Here is a 19121-nt window from a genome sequence, read left to right as displayed (position 1 = left end):
ACTCCTAACTCCGGTTAATTACTCTTCTTCGTCCTGGGATGCGCTCTGACGCTCTTCAGAGTCAGCTGAACGACGCGGACGATCGTCTCCGCCGGAACGACGGTCCTCACGGGACTCAGCGGCTTTCATCGGAGACAGCTCAGTAACAGCCTCGTCGCGACGCAGAATCAGGTCGCGGATGATGGCGTCGTTGAACCGGAAGTTGTGAGTCAGCTCGTCCATCGCGGCCTGTGAACATTCAACGTTCATCAGCACGTAGTGAGCCTTGTGAATCTTGTTGATCGGGTATGCCAGGTGACGACGGCCCCAATCTTCCAGGCGATGTACCTTACCGCCATCTTCAGTGATGACGCTGGTATAACGCTCGATCATCGCGGGCACCTGCTCGCTCTGATCCGGATGTACCATAAAAACGATTTCGTAGTGACGCATGAGTTCTCCCTACGGTTTAAACAGCTTTCGCCTCTTTCTGACCCTACCTGTGGTTGTGACCAGAACGTGAAAGCAAGGAGGTGACAGCCGAAGCTGCCGGTTTTTTCTGCTTTATCAACAAGACCTTACTGATAAGACTCGATCAAAAGCGGAGCCCACTACTGCTGATCAACAGACAATAGCAAACCACCCCTTGAAAAAGGGGTCACGTATTCTAGGCCCGCGGGCCCCTTTGTGCAAGACTTAACCGATGCGCTGACGCAACGCCTCGTACAGACAGACGCCAGTCGCCACAGAGACATTAAGGCTGTCCACGTGCCCAAGCATGGGGATATTGATCAACTGGTCGCAGTGCTCCCGGGTAAGCCGGCGCATCCCCTTACCTTCTGCCCCCATTACGAGCGCAACGGGCCCCTTGAAATCAGCCTGATACAAGGTGGCATCAGCCTCGCCGGCGGTACCAATCAACCAGACACCCTGCTCCTTCAGCTCCCTCAGAAAACGAGCCAGATTGGTCACCCTCACAAAGGGCACTGTCTCAGCCGCGCCGCAAGCCACCTTCCGGGCGACAGGCGTCAGCGTTGCAGACTTGTCTTTCGGCACAATAACAGCCTGAACACCCACCGCATCAGCGGTTCGCATACAGGCCCCCAGGTTGTGAGGGTCCGTCACACCATCCAGCACCAACAGGAATGGAGGCTTGTCGCTTGCTGCCATCTGGGCAAGGAGATCATCTTCCGCCCACTCCCGGCTTTCGGATACCGCCGCAACCACCCCCTGATGGACCCCGGAGACCCGCTCATCCAACTCCCGCCGATGGACCACTTTCCAAGGCACACCCAGGCTATCGAGAGCTTCCGTCACCGACTTTACCCGCTTGTCTTGCCGCCCGGTCTGAATCCAGACTCTCTGCAGCCGCTCGGGTTCTTTCTTCAATACCGCGTCTACGGCGTGCCAACCGAACACATATTCCTGAGACACTGACCATTCATTCCTGTTTAGCGTGTTACTTTCGGCTCTTACGCTTGCGCCCGGAGCCCGACGTTTTTCCTTTGGCCGATCTGGAGCTGGCTTCTCGCGCCGCTTCCGCTACCAGCTTTTCCTTCGCGCTGGCCGGCTTACCAGATTTTTTTCCCTTACCAGAACGCTCGCCTTTACCCCGCCCTTTCTGCTCACGCTTGGAGATTTCCAGCGCATCGCGATCGGCTTTCCGGCGTTTGGGCGTGCTGACCAGCTCCAGATCAATTTTCCGATCTTCAAGACCCACACGAACCACACGCACCCGGACCTCATCCCCCAGCCGGAAGCTCACCGCTGTGCGCTCGCCAATCAGGCGATGCTTCACCGCATCATGATGAAAATAGTCGCCACTCAGAGTCGAAACGTGCACCAGGCCTTCAATATAAATATCAGCCAGCTCCACAAAGAAACCAAACGGCACCACAGCACCAATAATGCCGTCATACTCCTCGCCTACATGATCCTTCAGAAACTCACACTTAAGCCAGGCCATCACATCCCGGGTTGCATCATCGGCACGGCGCTCTGTCATGGAGCAATGCTCCCCCAACTGCTCCATGCGGGCATGGTCGTAGGGGTAATCGGCCAATGCCGGGTCTGCGACCTTCGGCGACACCACATCCTTGGTAAACTCGGGATTGTGGATCTTTGACTTGATAGCCCGATGAACGATCAGATCAGGGTAACGACGAATCGGCGAGGTAAAGTGAGTGTAGCTCGCAAAACCAAGACCAAAGTGGCCTGCCTCCTCCGGGCTGTAGACCGCCTGGCTCAGTGATCGCAACATCACCATCTGGATCACGTTCGCATCCGGGCGCTCCGCCACCTGCCCCAGCAACGCCTGATAATCTGCCGATGACGGTTTATCACCGCCGCCCAGCTGAAGACCCAGCTCACCCAGAAACAGGCGCAGATTACTCAAGCGCTCTTCTGACGGGCCATCATGCACCCGGTAAAGCGCCGGAATCTTGTGCTTCTTGAGAAAGCGGGCCGTTGCCACGTTGGCGCACAGCATGCACTCTTCCACAATCTTGTGAGCATCGTTTCGATGAACCGGAACGATCTCCTCAATCTTGCGCTGAGCGTCGAAAACAATTCTGGTTTCCGTGGTCTCGAAATCTATCGCGCCACGCTCGGTACGGGCTTTACGCAATAACTTATAGAGGCTGTACAGGTTATGCAGGTGCGGCAACAAATCCGCATACTGCGCGCTGAGCTTGTACCCCTGCTCTGTGTCCGGGTGCTCAAGCATCGCACTGACCTTGTTATAAGTCAGACGGGCATGGCTGCGCATTACAGCCTGATAGAACGTATAACCGCTGATATTACCCGCCGCACTGATGGTCATATCCGCCACCATACACAGGCGGTCAACATCAGGATTCAGCGAGCATAATCCATTCGAGAGCTTTTCCGGCAACATGGGGACCACATGATCCGGGAAATACACTGAGTTGCCGCGCCGGATCGCTTCTTCATCCAACGGAGATCCCGGACGAACGTAGTGCGATACATCCGCGATGGCCACCACCAGCCGGTACCCACCCCGGGGACGCGGTTCACAGTAGATGGCATCATCGAAGTCGCGAGCGGTTTCATCATCAATGGTCACCAGGCGCATATTGCGAATATCCACCCGGTTCACCTTATCGCCTTCAGCCACTTCTGCGGGGATTGCCGCCGCCTGCTCGCCGACCGCAGGTGGCCAGCTGTGCGGAATTTCATACGACCGGATCGCCACATCAATTTCCATTCCAGGCGCCATGTGCTCACCCAGAATTTCGATTACCCGCCCGGTTGGCTGAGTCCGGATCGTCGGCTGGCGGATAATCTCGACCACCACATACTGGCCATGGAAGGCCTTACCTTCCTGGCCGTCCGGCACCAGGATCTCCTGGCTGATCCGGGCGTTCTCCGGTACCACAAAGGCAATACCACTCTCTTTAAAGAAGCGACCCACAATCTGGGAGGTGCCATGCTCAAGCACTTCCACAATTTTGCCTTCCCGACGCCCCCGGTCATCCACCTGATCCACCCGGGCGGCCACCCGGTCTCCGTGGAACACCTGCCGCATCTGCCTGGCCGTCAGGAACAGATCGGAACTACCATCATCGGGGACCAGAAAACCAAAACCGTCTCGGTGACCTGTAACACGCCCGGTCACCAGATCTGCCTCTTCTATAGGCAAAAATGCATCCCGGCGATTACAGATCAACTGGCCATCCCGGCACATGGCAATCAGACGGCGCCGCAACGCCTCGATGCCTTCAGGCGTCGTTTGCCCGAGCTCCTGACACAACGTCTCGTGCGTGGCCGGCGCGCCCCGCTCTTTCAGGTGGCCAAGGATGTACTCCCGGCTCTGAATGGGGTTTTCATATTTCTGGGCCTCACGCTGCGCGTGAGGATCACTTTGTTTGTTCTTCCTGGAAACCATTCGGATCCTTTATTTACCTCGCCGCAAACCGTGCGGCATCATTCGTATTTGCTGCAGTATAACGTTGGGATAAGAAACCTGCCTTACAAGGGCCCAAATATAGGCACAATTACCCGAAACGGGCCTTTGAAACTTTTTTGAAAAAAACGTTTGACAGCTCACGAACGAGTCATTAAAGTACGCGCCATCGGTTGAGGGGCAACTCCTCAACACTGGCAGAAAAGCCAAGGTTTTCAAGAAACCTGAGCAGACCTGCAAATCACCTGCCGAGGTGGTGAAATTGGTAGACACGCTAGCTTCAGGTGCTAGTGGGGGCAACCCCGTGGAGGTTCAAGTCCTCTCCTCGGCACCACTTTCTTCCTCAGAAAGTGGCCTTGAAAATCCCAAACTGAATTCAGCTCGCACTCCCAGATGACTCGTCATCCATAGAAAAGCACTACTTTCGGACCATATGGCGACGACAGACGCACGGCCCATCGCCCTGCCCCCCCTTTTTTACTCCGCTAACGCATTCAGAAGATACTCCGACAACGTCTGGTATTCATACTCTACCGTCGCGTAAGCCCTGGCTGGCCGGTCTACCGGGCCGTCGCCGCACGCGGACGTCGCCACAAAATCGGTCAGATACGCCGCCTGGAGCCTTTCTGGAGAAAGCGCCTCCAGGCCTTCTTCGTTCAAGCCAGGATAGTATAACTGCCACTGGAACGCGCCATCCGGGGAGGACACTTCCGGCAACGCTGCACTGGGCCGGTCAAGTAAGGGAAACTTGAGCAAACGGGCGAAGGAAATACCATTTCGTTCATCCAGGTCGTATTCATAGGCCCCTGCGCCAAAAAGATCCGACGCAGCCGTATCGCTGGCAAAGGAGAAAGGGAACAGGCGGGTGACGTACTGGCCATGGCGCTCCGTATCGTTGGGGGCACTCCCTGCCGGCTCACAGGAAACGCCGCCATTTGAGAAGACGACGCTGGCTTCGAGACGACCCGCCTCCATGTAACGATACCCCATGACCAGATCAAACGGCCCCTCACTTCCGTCCAGAATCGAGGACGGAGCCTGTTCGCCCTGTACGGTCAGCACCCGATCATCTGTCCGGCCGGGAACCGACTCAACCAGCGTTTTCCCCTGCCCATCCCAGGCCCAGACCATGTCGCTGACGCCATCAAGCTCTGACCCTCCGGGCGTCACCCCCAGCGTCTTTTGATGGCACGTCGTAACGGTATCCAGGCGGGCCTCTCCACTGCTCCAGGAAAACTCCAGACGCTCGTGCACCCCCCCTTCGTCGTACCAGATTGCGCTTTGCGGCGACAACGAAGCCGAAGGCAGCCACTGGGTTTTCAGGTTTGCGAGATACCCCTGAACCTCAAACAGCCGGGCAAGCTCTGGCAGAGAGATTCCAAGGCACCCCCGGCTGGCAACAGCCAGGAGCTGACCATTTTCACTGTATTCAAATGACAGCTCTGCCGAGGCGCCAAGGTTCGACGTTGAGGTTGGCAGCGTCCCGGAATTGGTTGAACGTGCAGAGATTTTTTGTCGAACCAGAAGGCGGGGATTAGAGACTTCAACATCAACCTCGGGCAACACCAGTGCGTCTGTGTCGACGTTACCGTAATGACCTCCGGACGCAGCCGCATCAACCGTTGCGATCACTTTGTCCGCATTCTGAACCAGAGAATACCCCAGCAGATACACGCCGTCCTGCGGAAGAAATCCGGCCTCTCGCCCATCGCTTCCATAATCGACAAGGTGGTCGTTATAGTCATCCGGGATCTGGCTGGCCATGAACCTGGCCAGCGCCCGGGCATATGCGTGGGCACGGTCATCGCTGGCAAGAATGTAGTCTTTCCAGAGGTTGATGCCATCCAGATCGGCAAAGCGGCTATCCGGAACCGGATTGCTCACATTCCACTGCCCCGCGAGACTCCGGAAACGCGCAAGCGTGGTCAACGGCGTGATGTTCGTCACCCCCGGACTGGCCGACATCACGTAAGCCCGTGATACCGGCTCATCGCCGTAGACGCGCTCTTCCAGAGTCTGCCCCGGAATGGCAAGCGCATAAAGCGGATAGTCCCGGGGCTCAAGGTCGGCACCTTTCGACGAATCCACGTCCAATGGAGAAACATCCAGAGAAAACCGACCTCCGGACACACTGAATACCGTGGGCTCCCCATTCTCCAGCACATGAGCGTTTCCATTACCGAGGTCAACCGTGACCGGCCCGGACGTGTACTGTCCGTTGCCGTCAATATCCAGCCAGACCCTGGCCTCCTTCAGGTAGCCATCAATAACACGCCCCTGATAAGGCGCTCTCTCACTGTAACTGACACCGTCGAATTCCCGGCCATCCACCGGAAGATCATCGGATTCATCACCACACCCGGCAAGGGCCAGAGACAGCAAGGGAACGGAAAGACTGAGAAGGTGCTTCATCGCGGCAACCATTTATCCTTGTTAGAGGTTGTGCCGCTACTTTAGGAGATGTGCCGCCAGGAGACCTTGACGGGCTTGGCAAATTGTAAAGTTTGGTAACGGACAGCCCCCGGAATAACCGGGGGCCGGGTCCTGAGGCAAAAGGTCAGAACGAGCGGGCCACAATCTCTTTCATGATTTCGTTGGTGCCTGCGTAGATGCGCTGTACCCGGGAATCCGCCCACGCCCGGGCAATGGGGTATTCCCACATATAGCCATAACCTCCGTGCAACTGCACACACTCATCCATGACTTTGCACTGCAGATCAGTGGTATGTTGCTTGAGCATGGCGGCCGTCGGAATATCCAGTTTTTTGTCGAGGTGGAGCTCAAGGCACCGGTCCGTGAACACCCTGGCCGCGGTAATCTCTGCCTTCAACTCCGCCAGCTTGAAGCGCGTGTTCTGGAACGCAATGACCGGTTTGCCGAAGGCCTTGCGCTCTTTGACATAGTCCAGCGTCCACTGCCAGGCGGCCTCTGCAGCCGCAACCGCGGTCAGGGCCACCTGCAGGCGTTCCGCTGGCAACTCCTGCATCAACTGGAAGAATCCCTGGCCTTCCATGCTGCCCAGCAGGTTGCCCACGGGTATCTTCACATCCTGGAAGAACAACTCGGATGTGTCCTGGGCCTTCATGCCAACCTTGTTGAGATTCTGGCCTTTTTCAAACCCATCCCAGGTGGTCTCGACCAGCAGCAGACTGGTCCCCTTGGCGCCTTCTTTCGGGTCTGTCTTGGCGACCACGACCACCAGATCCGCCAACTGTCCGTTGGTGATAAAGGTCTTGGAGCCATTCAGAAGGTAATGATCACCCTCGCGGACGGCCGTGGTTTTCACACCCTGCAAGTCGGACCCTGCCCCGGGCTCTGTCATGGCAATCGCGCCGATCATTTCGCCTGAGGCCAGCTTTGGCAAATAGTGCCGTTTCTGCTCTTCCGAGCCGTAATTCAGGATGTAGGGCGCCACAATGTCGGAATGCAGACCCCAGCCAATGCCCGACAGCCCGGCTTTGGAGATTTCCTCCATGATCACCGCTGAGTAGCGGAAATCTGCACCGACCCCGCCATACTCCTCCGGCATCGTGGGGCAGAGAAAGCCCAACTCACCGGCCTTGCGCCATAGCTCGCGGCTTACCTGGCCATCTTTTTCCCACTGTTCGTGGTATGGCGCAGCCTCCTGCTCGAGAAACTTACGAACGGAATCCCGGAAGCCTTCAAGATCGGCATCAAACAGAGTACGTGGAATCATTGCTGAACCTCGGTGAACGAGTTGATTTGTCGTTGTGTTCAGCAAGTCTGTGGCGGGGAGGCCCTTTGCTCAATGGTGAAAACCATCAATCGGTTTGACCAAAACCAACGCGAAACGGGGAAAAGCAGGCCAGGCCATTCAGCCCACCCCTTCCCCCCATCGGGGTACCAGTGTTTGCGGCAAATCCAAGTGATCCAGTATCCGAGCGACCATGAAATCCACCACATCATTCACAGACTGAGGCTGGTGATAAAAGCCGGGGCTGGCTGGCATGATCACGGCCCCCATTCGGGTAAGCCGCAGCATGTTGTCGAGGTGTACTTCAGAGTACGGGGTCTCACGCAGCACGAGGATAAGCTTTCTTCGCTCTTTCAACGCCACATCTCCCGCCCGCTCAATCAGGTTGTTGCTGGCGCCGGTGGCCAGTGCCGATAACGTACCGGTGCTGCATGGGCAGATAACCAGCGGAGCCTTCTCACCAGACCCGGACGCCGGAGGGGAAAACCACGCTTCCCGGCCAAACACCTGGACCTGGCCAGGGTTTGCTCCGGCATAATCCGAAAATGCCTCTGCCATGGCGGAGGTGGAACCGGGAAGCCGGAACTCTGTCTCTGTGGCAATCACCACCTGAGCAGCCTTGCTGACCATCACATTGACCCGACACCCCTGCGCCACCAGGCATTGCAGAAGCCTCAAACCATAGGGCGCTCCCGATGCTCCGGTAAAGGCCAGATTGATTACCGGCACAGTCTCAGCCACGACGCTTCTCCAGCTCGGCCACCAGCTTTTGGTGAATACCACCAAAGCCCCCGTTGCTCATGATGACAATATGGCAGGTGTCTGGCAGTTCCTCCAGAGCCTCCCGAATCAGATCGTCTACCGAGGACGCCACCCCGTGGTGATCCAGCTCGCCATGGTCGGCACGCCAGCCGTCCACCAATTCAGGAAGCCAGTTCATATCACTGAGATTACCCCAGAGAACACGATCGGCCAGACGGGCACTCGGTATCAGGGTTTGCTTATGCACCCCCTGCTTCATGGTGTTGGAACGCGGCTCGATAATCGCCAGAATCGGCTCTTCCCCAACCTGGTGCCTTAACCCCTCCAATGTGGAGGCAATCGCGGTGGGATGGTGCGCAAAATCATCGTACACGCGCACGCCACCAATCTCGCCCACCAACTCCATTCGCCGCTTGACGCCAGAGAAGCGACACAGCGCTGCAACCGCATGATCGGGCGTTACGCCCACATGGCGGGCTGCAGCGATTGCAGACAAGGCGTTCCGCACATTGTGCAGACCAGTCAGCCCCCACTTGAGAGTCGCCACCGGCTGCTCATGATGGATCACCATAAAGCGGCTTCCGTCCTCCGCCAGCAACTCGGCCCGCCAGTCTGCAGTGCGGCTGATTTCACTGCCGATGGCGGTGTCCTGTACCGGGCTCCAGCACCCCATGTCCAGCGCCTTATCCAGATGCGGGTCCAGCGCCGGGCGAACGATCAGCCCCTGAGATGGGACCGTTCGCACCAGGTGATGGAACTGGCGCTCAATCGCCTCAACGTTTTCAAAAATATCGGCGTGGTCAAATTCCAGATTATTGAGAATCAGCGTGTTGGGCCGGTAATGGATAAACTTGGAGCGTTTGTCGAAGAAGGCACTGTCATACTCATCCGCTTCAATGACAAAGAAGTCGCTGCTACCCAGTCGCGCGGAAACCGGAAAATCCTGGGGTACCCCTCCCACCAGGTAGCCCGCATCAAAACCGGCCTGGTCGAGAATCCATAACAGCATGGCCGTCGTGGTGGTTTTGCCATGGGTGCCTGCAACGGCCATGACCCAACGATCGCGAAGAACTTCCCGCGCCAGCCATTCCGGCCCCGACATATAGTCAATCCGACGATTGAGGACCGCTTCCACTTCCGGGTTGCCACGGGACATGGCATTGCCAATCAGCACCAGATCCGGCCTGGGATCAAGGTTTTCGGGCCGGTAGCCTTCCATCAAGGCAATACCCTGGGCCTCCAGTTGAGTGCTCATGGGTGGATACACCCCCTGATCAGAGCCAGTCACCGTGTGTCCCAGCTCCCGGGCGATCACCGCCAGGCTCCCCATGAAGGTGCCGCAGATTCCCAGAATATGTACGTGCATTAAAGTAAGGCCTCCGGTTTGAAACCTGCCAAGCCTCTACCATACTCTCCACCGGGTCAAGAGCAGGTATGTGCTCATGAAAAACCCGTGTGTTTGGCGTATCATTTGCGCCATCATTGAACCAGCAGGAGGCTTCAGCCCGAGATGGCGATCAAGAACGCGTTTTATGCCCAGTCTGGCGGGGTCACCGCCGTTATCAATGCCAGTGCATGCGGTGTTATCCAAACCGCACGCAAATACCCGGATCAGATCGGAAAAGTGTACGCCGGCCGCAACGGTATCATTGGTGCCCTGAAAGAGGAGCTGATCGACACCAGCCTGGAATCTGACGATGCCATCCAGGCCCTGATCCACACACCTGGCGGGGCTTTTGGATCGTGCCGCTACAAGCTCAAAAACTTTTCCGAAAACCAACGCGAATATGAACGCCTGATCGAAGTCTTCCGGGCTCACGATATCGGGTATTTCTTCTATAACGGCGGCGGAGACTCCCAGGACACAGCCTACAAAGTCTCACAACTGGCGGATCGCATGGGCTACCCCATCACCTGTATCGGTGTGCCCAAGACCGTCGACAACGATCTGCCTTTCACCGACTGCTGCCCGGGGTTCGGCTCTGTGGCCAAATACATTGCCACCTCCACGCTGGAGGCAAGCCTGGACATCAAGTCCATGTGTGAAACCTCCACCAAGGTCTTCATTCTGGAAGTCATGGGCCGTCACGCCGGATGGATTGCTGCCGCCGGGGGACTGGCTGGCCAGGCCGAAGGCGAGCCCCCTCACATCATTCTGTTCCCGGAAATTCCGTTCAACCGGGATAAATTCCTGGAGCGGGTGGACCAGTGCGTTAAGGACTATGGCTACTGTGTCGTGGTGGCCTCCGAAGGAGCGCAGTATGAAGATGGCCGCTTTGTCGCTGATGCCGGAGCCAAGGATGCGTTCGGCCATACTCAGCTAGGCGGCGTTGCCCCGGCGCTGGCCAACATGGTGAAACAGGCGCTTGGCCACAAGTACCACTGGGCCGTGGCAGACTATCTGCAGCGCGCAGCCAGGCACATCGCCTCCGCAACCGATGTGGAGCAGGCCTACGCTGTCGGTAAGGCCGCTGTGGAAATGGCACTGGCGGGCAAGCAGGCTCTGATGCCCACCATCGTTCGCGATCAGGCTAAACCCTATCGCTGGTCCATTGGCGAGGCAAACCTGAGCGAAGTGGCCAATCAGGAAAAGAAAATGCCCATTCACTACATTACCGACAACGGCTTTGGCATCACACAAGACTGCCGTGATTATCTGCAGCCTCTGATTGCCGGTGAAAACTTCCCTCCGTTTGACGATGGCTTGCCCAGAGTGGCCAAACTGAAGAATCAACTGGCGGAGAAGAAGCTACGGACCGAATTCGAACTCTGATCTTCTCGTCCTGTAAAAAAGCCCGGCTCCAATGAATGGACCGGGCTTTTTTGTTGGGGGCAGAATCTGCGGGTCAACTGGCCGTTTCTGCTTCCTGCCTACGGACGTAGGCAAAAAAGTCATCGCACCCACCCACATATTCAGTGCCCACCAGAATCTGAGGCACGGTGTAGACGGGGTGGCCAATGCGGTCGGCAATGTCCTGCTTGCTCATTCCTTTCTCGACCATATCAATCCAGACGTACGGAATGTTCCTGGATTCACACAGATCTCTCGCCCGAACACAAAAACCACAGCTTGAACGGCCATAAATGGTGACCTGCTCCATACAATCCTCCAGGGTAACGTGACGAGCATGCGTACTCGCCGGATGAACGATGCCACAAATGATGACACGTCAGCCACCGATTGAAAAATTGATCCTCACGATGATCGTCATAGTAGCCGATGATACTAACCCTCTCCTGACCCGGCTCACCCTCAGGTTTTCAGGCGACCCAGTTCACGCTCCAGTACCTGGACCTGCTCATCCAGTGCACCACCACTCTGGCGCACCCGCTGGGCAAGTTCCCGCAAATCGTTGGCGGCGTCTCCAATCTGGGTCAGGTTTCGGTTTATCTCCTCGCTCACCGAACTCTGCTCTTCAGCGGCCGTGGCCACCTGTGTGACATGCTCAACAATAGTGGCAATCCGGTCAACCACGGTTGCCAGAGAGTGATTCGCTTCCCGGGTGCCTTCCACAGCGCTGGTTGCCCGGTCAACCCCGGTGCCGATGACCGTCACGGCACCATCGACATCGCCTTTCAAACGTTCAATCATGCCACTGATTTCATCCGTCGATTCCCGGGTGCGGGACGCGAGCGTGCGCACTTCATCGGCCACAACCGCAAACCCCCGGCCTTGCTCTCCGGCCCGGGCCGCCTCAATCGCTGCGTTCAGAGCCAACAGATTTGTTTGCTCAGCAATCCCGCGAATCACATCCAGAATGCGGTTAATTTCCTCACTCCGCTGGGCCACATGACCAATCGCAGAGCTGGCCTGATCCATATCCCCGGCCAGTGCGTCCACCCCTTTGAGCGCGGTTCCCAGCGTATCCTGCGTAAAGCGGATACCATCGCGGGCGGCCCGGGCGTTATCCGCCGCCTCACCCGCAAACCCCGCCACTTCACCCGCCGCAGCAGACATCTCGTTCATGGCCGTCACCACGCTGTCGATGTCCTGATGTTGACGGGCCGTCTGATCATCTGTGTCACGGGCAATTGTGCCCACATCCGTCGCCTGCGCCCGGACCTGACCATTCACCTCTTTGAGATCGTTGATCATCTCTCTGAGACGAGCCAGAAAAGCATTGAAGCCACCGGCCAGGTCAATCAGTTCTGCATGGGTATCAATGGTCAATTCACGGGTCAGGTCACCCTCAGCACTGGCCAGATTACGCATGCGCTCACGAATTTCATCGAGGGGGCGGGTCACGGAACGCACCAGCAACACCAGGATTGCAATGGCCAGAGCCACCACCAGAATACCAACCACGGTCTGGCGGGTAGCGGTACTCGCCACTTCTTCCGACAACAAGCTGGTAATGTCATCAACCCCAGCCAACGCCGTCGAACGAGGAAGCTCGATCAGCAACGCCCATTGGGTGCCAGGCAACTCGATATTCACCGGGTAGGACACGGCCAGCGTTTCCCCGTTGTCAAAACTCCCCCCAGAGCGGTGCAATGCCGTGAATTCCTCCGCCAGATCCGGTACTGCCTCATGGAGAGGGCGCCCCAGTTTTTTCTGATAATGACTGGAAGCTGCAATCAGCCCCTTTTCACTCAGCAGCGTTACTCTGGACTGCCCGTCAAACAACGCCCGGCTGACGCCGGCGATCGTTTTTTGCAGGGTAGACAGGTTAATGTCCACCCCAACCACTCCGGCAAAGGCCCCCTCATCCATCAGTGGCACCACGAGGCTGGTCATCAATTCTGAGTAGCCCTCCTCTATTTCGTAATTGTAGGGTTCCATCAGACAAGGCTTCAGTGAATCACGGGAGCACAGATACCATTCGGCTTCACGAACACCAAACTCATTCCGGGTATTCAGGTACTTGGTCGCAGGGTCTTCGGTGCGGCTGAACACCACATTGCCGGACGGGTCCCGGAAATAGTAGATTTCCAGGCTTCCCTCATCACTGCTGTGCTCTTCTACCCCACCGGTAAAATAGATATCCTGACCATCGTATGCATCCGGCTCAAACTGGGCGTAAATCGAACTGAGGCGGGGCTGCTCCTGCAAAATGGCGCCAATATTTTCCTGCAGATCGCGCCGGCTGATCCGGCCTGAGTTGCCGGCCTGGATATTGTGGGAGATCATGCTCCGGACGACTTCGGGCGTCTGGTAAGCCGCATCGAACATGCCCGTCACCAATTCGCCGTATTGGCCGGCAGTGGCGCTGAGCTGATCCATCACAATCGCCTGAACCGTACTACGGGCTTCCCGGGCCAACCGTTGCTCCATGGCGCCCAGAGACAACTGAGCGGTGATCACGATACTGACGCCCATGGTGAGCAGCAGAGCAATAACCAGAGTATAGAGCTTGATGCGGAGTGACAGCTGCTTCATGTACATCGAAACCTTTTTCTGTGAGGCTTAACCAACATCCTAGAGCATGGAGGCATGCTTGGCCTACCTGACCCTGTTTCTGACATCGTTTGCCGCAGCAACGCTGCTACCGGCCTACTCAGAGATTCTTCTCGGCACCCTGGTCAGCCAGGGTCATCCCCTGTTCTGGCTCTGGTTCTGGGCAACTCTGGGGAACACGCTCGGGTCAGTGGTTAATGGGCTTATCGGCCGGCAAGTAGATCGCTTTAAGCATAAACGCTGGTTTCCTGTCAGCGAACTGCAGTTACACAAGGCTCGCAATCGCTTCAACCGCTATGGCCAGTGGTCTTTGTTACTGGGATGGCTGCCCATCGGTGGCGATGCGCTGACCCTTGTGGGGGGCATTATGCGGGTACCCTGGCTGAATTTCGTGGTACTCGTCGGGATCGGCAAAGGCCTGCGCTATGCCTTTGTTATCTGGGTGGTGCTGACCGCATCCGGCTAGAGATCTCCGTCCCGGCACAGGTATTTCTGTAACAGAGCTTCCCCATTGAACTCAGAATGCAGAACCGCAATGAAGGTGTAGACCCCGATCAGTTTCCGGTTCAGAAACACAAATTCCTTGGGCGGTACCCGAAAATACCGACTGATCGCAGACCTGGCGGCCTGCTTCGCGACCCGCGAAGGCAGATCGCTCTGCTTCCAGCGGTATTCCCCCTTGCTGTTAACGGCGTCATCCGGCCACCGGGTGCGATCCCGGGCCAGGGGCTCCAGCACCGACATACAGACTCTGCCAAACTTTTCCAGAACTTCGGGGGGCCAGTCCCGGCTCATAAACCTCAGTTCCACTCCCCCTTCAATCACCTGCTCAAGGTTCTCTTCATAGGAGGCCCGGATCATCTTAATCACCGGCGCCAGAAAGGCGTTTGAGTAGCTCTGCACCGCCCCGAAATCCAGCAACACGATGCAATCGTTTTCAGGCCCCTGCCCGTTCTCCCCTGCAAGCCGGATGCGATAATTGCCAAAGTTAGGGTCTGTCTGGATTTCGCCCCATTCAAACAGCTCCCGAAAGAACAGTTCCAGAGCAGCCTGTCCCAACGCGCTTCGCCGTGCCAGAGGCAGCTCTTTCACCGCTGTTGAGCCGACGGAGTGTCCATGTTCGAAGGTGGAGGCGATGATGTGTTCCGTCGAGTATTCCGGCAACACCCGCGGCACCACAAAACGAGGATCGTGACTTAACATGTCCCGGAACTTTTCAGTGGTCCTGGCTTCAAGCCGGTAGTCCACCTCCCGGTGCATCATCTCGCGGACCTCTTCCAGCCAATCATTGAACTCTGGCCCGAAACTGACCAGCCGCGCCACCTTTAACAGATGAGCCACCGCATTCAGGTCGCTGTCAACGGCATCGGCAACGCCGGGGTACTGAACCTTGAGCACGATCTCCAGGCCATCACGGCGTCGCACGGCCCGATGCACCTGACCAAGCGAGGCAGCCCCGATAGGTTCAGGATCAACATCGAGCTCGGCCAGCCGTGCCGGCCCGAGTTCAGCCTTGAGTACACGCTCAATGGCCGACCATTCCAACGAGGTCGTCTGATCTTCCAGAGTATGCAGCGCCTCCGTAACTTCCTCTGGCAGAAAGTGTTCACCATAGAGGGCCATCACCTGGCCGATCTTGACCACACTGCCCTTCAGCTTCCCCAGTTCGTCCACCAGAAAACGAGCCTGACTGGACAGCATCGCCCGGTGGCGCTGCTCACGGGTCTCCTTATTGCTGAACCAGTTCGTCGCCATATGAGACGCCATTCGGGTACCTGCGAACAGCCCGGCTCTGGTCAGAGACAACCTCCGCTCAAAGCTGCCTGTCTTGATACGGGAGACGGATTTTCCGGGGCGCTTGGAAGACATGAAAGACCTGTATCTGTCAGGAAATGTGAGTACCTGCTTTACAACTTTTCATTATACGGATCTGGGCGCATGACAACCTAACCGATTCGTCGCTGAAACACTGCCCCTGCAGCCAATGTGAACAAACCTTACCCCATCTAAAACGTCTGCGCGGCAGGTTATGTGGCGACAGGATCACCTACGGCAATGACCGGATGATCCGCGTCGCGCGCTCGGCAACCTGTCAACGTCGAAAAGTGGATACGATTGCCCGATGGGGCAGAAAGGAATTTCTTGTGCGGCTAACGGAACCCGCCGCCCGATCACCAGCCCTGACGCTGCTCGACCTGCTCATGCCCCAGCCCCGTAATGAGTTCTTTGACCAGTCGACGCTCCAGTGCATAGACTGAGGCGCCTGGTTCAAAGTCACTCACCTGACACATGGACATACCCGCATAGCCACAAGGGTTGATGCGGGAGAACGGCTCCATATCCATGTTTACATTCAGAGCCAAGCCGTGGAACGAACACCCCCGGCGAACCCGCAACCCAAGTGAGGCAATCTTGGCTCCGTTCACATACACGCCGGGCGCATCGGCTCGGGGCGCCGCCTCAATCTTTGACTGGGCCAGCGTGCGGACAATGGCCTGCTCGATAGCAGTGACCAGCGCCCGCACCCCGAAGCTGCGACGGGTCAGGTCGATCAACAGGTAAATCACCAACTGCCCTGGCCCGTGATACGTCACCTGGCCTCCCCGATCCACCTGAATGACCGGAATATCTCCGGGCAGCAGAATGTGTTCCGCTTTACCGGCCTGCCCTTGAGTAAATACCCGGGGGTGTTCAAGGCACCAGAGCTCGTCCACGGTCGTTTCGTCCCGGTTGGCGGTGAAAGACTTCATCGCCTCCCAGACGTCCATGTAAGGTTGCTGGCCCAGAGAACGGACGATCAGGTCAGCCATGGTTACAGCACCATATGCACGCGACCACTGGCCTTGAGCTCTTCAAATAACGCTCTCAACTGATCCTCGCCGGTCGCCACAATCTGGAGCTGAACAGAGGAAAACCTGCCCTTGCTGCTGTCGTTAACCGTGACGTGCTCATCCCGGATTCCGGGGGCATGCTGTTCCACCACCGAGACCACAAACTCAGTGAAATCCGGTGCAGCATTGCCGATCACCTTGATGACGTAGTCACAGGGGAACTCGATTTTTGGTGCTTTGGGCTCTGTCATGCCACACATCACTCCCGATCCGGGGTTCCCCCAGAATCTCAGTTAAACAGTTGAACGAAGAACAGCTTGATGGCGTCCCAGATACGCTTGAACACGCCGCCTTCTTGTACATCGGTAAGTGCCAGAACCGGTTCATCAACCAGAGTCTGTCCATCCATCACCACACGGACACGACCAAGCTCATCCCCAACCTTAATGGGTGCCTTGATCACAGAATCAAGGTCAATCACAGATTCCAGCTTGTCACGGGCGCCACGCGGTATGGTCACGTAAATATCCTCGGGCATCCCCACCGAAATCGAATCGGCCTGCCCACCCCAGACTTTTGAGGTCATCAGCTCCTGGCCAGCCCGGAACAAACGCTCGGTTTCGTAATAACGGAAACCGTAGTTCAGCATTTTCTGCACTTCCTGCGCCCGGGATTCTGAGTTGGTGGTTCCCATAACCGTTGCAATCAAACGGGTTTCGCCTCTCTGAGCGGACGCCACCAGGCAGTATCCGGCCTCGTCGGTATGCCCGGTTTTCAGACCATCGACACTGTCATCCCGCCACAGCAGGCTGTTCCGGTTAGGTTGCCGGATGTTGTTGTAGGTGAAATGCTTCTGGGCGTACAGCGGATAGTTTTCCGGGTAATCCTGAATGATCGCCTGGGCCAGAATCGCCAGATCGTATGCCGTCGAGTAATGATTCCCGGATGGCAACCCCGTGGCGTTCTCGAAATGAGTGTCGTTCATCCCCAGCAACTGAGCCTGCTGATTCATGATATCCACAAACGCGCCTTCACTACCGGCGATGAATTCAGCCAGAGCCACCGAGGCATCGTTACCAGACTGGATGATCACACCTTTCAGCAGGTCCTCCACAGAAACCGTAGTGCCTTCCTGAACAAAAGTCCGGGAGCCCTCGGTACGCCAGGCTTTCACGCTGATCGGCGCCATGTCATTCATGGCAATGCGCCCTTCATCCAGCTCACGCTCAACAATGTAGGCCGTCATCATTTTGGTCAGGCTGGCCGGGGGCAGGCGCTCCCGACTGTTGTGTTCCATGATGACACGACCACTGAGCGGGTCCATCAACACCCAGGAGCTGCCAGCAATCTGAGGCGGCGACGGAATCAGTACGGACTGGGCGGACGCCTGCCCGATCATCAGCGCCAGTGAGAAAACCAGAATCAGGGTTCGAGTTACTGTCTTGAAAGCCATGGTTAATTTCATTCGTCGTCAGATACTTGTCTTATGTGGGTTCTGAACTCAATCGATTCAGTGCGAGTCGGTCAGTACAATGGATTGCCGGAACCCTCTGGCTTCCAGAAGGTTCTGGGCGTAACGTGCATCGCCTTCACTGGCAAACGGTCCTACCTGGACCCTGTGGTAGCGCCCGTTGTCTGTGGTGATCTCCCGTACTCTGACAGGGTTGTCCAACAGCCCGAGTAAACGTACGCGCATGGCTTCAGCAGGATCACGCTGGCTGAAGGCTCCGAGCTGCACAAACAGGCCTTCACCCGCATTGGGCTCAGGCACGGCTACCGGGGCTTCGTCAGCGACCTCAACCGCTGGCTGACCCACCAGGTTAAACGGCTTGCCCGCCAGAAACATGTCGCCATCCGGATGCACCGTTATAGATTCCACCTCCACTTTCGCAGTGCCACGGGACTGGTAGCCCAGTTTCTTGGCAGCCGCATAAGAGAGGTCAATAAGCCGGTCACCATGGAACGGCCCACGGTCATTCACCCGGACAATCACCGAGCGACCGTTATCAAGATTGGTTACCCGGGCATAGCTGGGAATGCGCAGAGATTTGTGCGCCGCAGACATGGTGTACATATCAAAAACCTCACCGTTGGAGGTTTTATGACCGTGAAATTTCTCACCATACCAGCTGGCAACGCCTTTCTGAACATAGCCCTCGTTGTTATCCAGCACGTGATAACGCTTACCCCAGACCGTATAGGGCGACTTGTTACCCGCGGTTCTGGGTTTCTCATATCGTGGCTCGGCATCCGCCAGACCACTGACATCAAAGCTGCCTGATGGCGCCCGATCCTGCTTCAGGGTATAGCGCGAGGAGTGATCAACTTCCGGGGTGCTGGCACAACCGGCCAGCAGGACAACCAGCGCCAGTGCGCCAATCCGCTTGTCAGAAACCTTGACCATGTCCGTTTGCCACCCTAAAACCAGTGTATTGATGCTGCCATTACTGACCAGCAACATTGTAACGGGTTCCCTTGCGTATACACCATTACCGGCAAGCCATCATTAAC

At 56.9% G+C, this 19121-nt stretch carries 16 protein-coding genes and 1 tRNA gene; 3 read left to right on the top strand and 14 right to left on the bottom strand.

What is annotated here, in order from left to right:
- Positions 1-18: 18 nt before the first annotated feature.
- The 3 genes from rpsF to rnr all read right to left on the bottom strand — a co-directional run bounded on the left by rpsF (position 19) and on the right by rnr (position 3886).
- On the bottom strand, positions 19-432 hold the full coding sequence (gene rpsF / locus K325_RS0104195; RefSeq protein WP_029653009.1) for a 30S ribosomal protein S6: 414 nt from the start codon (positions 430-432) through the stop codon (positions 19-21).
- A 243-nt stretch (positions 433-675) separates the two neighbouring features.
- Complete coding sequence (rlmB, locus tag K325_RS0104190) at positions 676-1413, bottom strand: 23S rRNA (guanosine(2251)-2'-O)-methyltransferase RlmB (RefSeq protein ID WP_029653008.1); 738 nt, start codon at positions 1411-1413, stop codon at positions 676-678.
- A gap of 25 nt (positions 1414-1438) precedes the next feature.
- Positions 1439-3886, bottom strand: coding sequence for a ribonuclease R (gene rnr / locus K325_RS0104185; protein WP_029653007.1), 2448 nt, complete (start codon positions 3884-3886; stop codon positions 1439-1441).
- A 265-nt stretch (positions 3887-4151) separates the two neighbouring features.
- Between rnr and K325_RS0104180 the strand changes: the two genes are divergently transcribed.
- Positions 4152-4238: transfer RNA gene (locus K325_RS0104180), tRNA-Leu, on the top strand.
- Positions 4239-4381: 143 nt separating this feature from the next.
- Here the strand turns inward: K325_RS0104180 and K325_RS0104175 are convergent.
- The 4 genes from K325_RS0104175 to mpl all read right to left on the bottom strand — a co-directional run bounded on the left by K325_RS0104175 (position 4382) and on the right by mpl (position 9747).
- On the bottom strand, positions 4382-6316 hold the full coding sequence (locus K325_RS0104175) for a hypothetical protein (RefSeq protein WP_029653006.1): 1935 nt from the start codon (positions 6314-6316) through the stop codon (positions 4382-4384).
- A 145-nt stretch (positions 6317-6461) separates the two neighbouring features.
- Entirely contained in the window at positions 6462-7601 is a 1140-nt protein-coding gene (locus K325_RS0104170) for an acyl-CoA dehydrogenase family protein (RefSeq protein WP_029653005.1), read from the bottom strand.
- Between the two features lie 138 nt (positions 7602-7739).
- Positions 7740-8360 carry a flavin prenyltransferase UbiX gene (locus tag K325_RS0104165; protein WP_029653004.1) on the bottom strand — a complete coding sequence of 207 codons (621 nt, stop codon included), beginning with the start codon at positions 8358-8360 and terminating at the stop codon, positions 7740-7742.
- Positions 8353-9747 carry a UDP-N-acetylmuramate:L-alanyl-gamma-D-glutamyl-meso-diaminopimelate ligase gene (gene mpl / locus K325_RS0104160; protein ID WP_029653003.1) on the bottom strand — a complete coding sequence of 465 codons (1395 nt, stop codon included), beginning with the start codon at positions 9745-9747 and terminating at the stop codon, positions 8353-8355. Before mpl ends, K325_RS0104165 begins: the two co-directional genes overlap by 8 nt.
- Before the next feature lie 144 nt (positions 9748-9891).
- On the opposite strand from mpl, the gene K325_RS0104155 reads away from it, so the two are divergent.
- Positions 9892-11154 carry a 6-phosphofructokinase gene (locus K325_RS0104155; RefSeq protein ID WP_029653002.1) on the top strand — a complete coding sequence of 421 codons (1263 nt, stop codon included), beginning with the start codon at positions 9892-9894 and terminating at the stop codon, positions 11152-11154.
- Between the two features lie 73 nt (positions 11155-11227).
- On the opposite strand, the gene K325_RS0104150 is transcribed toward K325_RS0104155, so the two are convergent.
- A complete protein-coding gene (locus K325_RS0104150; protein WP_029653001.1) occupies positions 11228-11482 on the bottom strand; it encodes a GrxA family glutaredoxin in 255 nt (84 codons plus the stop codon).
- 152 nt (positions 11483-11634) lie between these two features.
- Entirely contained in the window at positions 11635-13761 is a 2127-nt protein-coding gene (locus K325_RS0104145; RefSeq protein WP_029653000.1) for a methyl-accepting chemotaxis protein, read from the bottom strand.
- Between the two features lie 58 nt (positions 13762-13819).
- Here K325_RS0104145 and K325_RS0104140 point away from each other — a divergent pair, with 58 nt between their 5' ends.
- Positions 13820-14245 carry a YqaA family protein gene (locus K325_RS0104140; protein ID WP_029652999.1) on the top strand — a complete coding sequence of 142 codons (426 nt, stop codon included), beginning with the start codon at positions 13820-13822 and terminating at the stop codon, positions 14243-14245.
- On the opposite strand, the gene K325_RS0104135 is transcribed toward K325_RS0104140, so the two are convergent.
- The 5 genes from K325_RS0104135 to K325_RS0104115 all read right to left on the bottom strand — a co-directional run bounded on the left by K325_RS0104135 (position 14242) and on the right by K325_RS0104115 (position 19014).
- Positions 14242-15648, bottom strand: coding sequence for an ABC1 kinase family protein (locus K325_RS0104135; protein ID WP_029652998.1), 1407 nt, complete (start codon positions 15646-15648; stop codon positions 14242-14244). The two genes, K325_RS0104140 and K325_RS0104135, sit on opposite strands and share 4 nt — an antisense overlap.
- Positions 15649-15950: 302 nt before the next feature.
- Positions 15951-16589, bottom strand: a complete 639-nt coding sequence (lipB, locus tag K325_RS0104130; protein ID WP_029652997.1) for a lipoyl(octanoyl) transferase LipB — start codon at positions 16587-16589, stop codon at positions 15951-15953.
- Positions 16590-16591: 2 nt separating this feature from the next.
- A complete protein-coding gene (locus K325_RS0104125; protein ID WP_420835442.1) occupies positions 16592-16870 on the bottom strand; it encodes an HP0495 family protein in 279 nt (92 codons plus the stop codon).
- A 29-nt stretch (positions 16871-16899) separates the two neighbouring features.
- Entirely contained in the window at positions 16900-18075 is a 1176-nt protein-coding gene (locus K325_RS0104120) for a D-alanyl-D-alanine carboxypeptidase family protein (RefSeq protein ID WP_029652995.1), read from the bottom strand.
- Between the two features lie 45 nt (positions 18076-18120).
- The gene (locus tag K325_RS0104115; protein ID WP_029652994.1) at positions 18121-19014 is read right to left on the bottom strand and encodes a septal ring lytic transglycosylase RlpA family protein; all 894 of its coding nucleotides are present in this window, start codon (positions 19012-19014) and stop codon (positions 18121-18123) included.
- Positions 19015-19121: the final 107 nt, after the last annotated feature.

Origin of the sequence: Marinobacter daepoensis DSM 16072, assembly GCF_000421165.1 — a bacterium.
Classification (GTDB): Bacteria; Pseudomonadota; Gammaproteobacteria; order Pseudomonadales; family Oleiphilaceae; genus Marinobacter; species Marinobacter daepoensis.
Note: the sequence above shows the minus strand (reverse complement) of the source record. Positions and strands in the feature narration are given on the sequence as shown.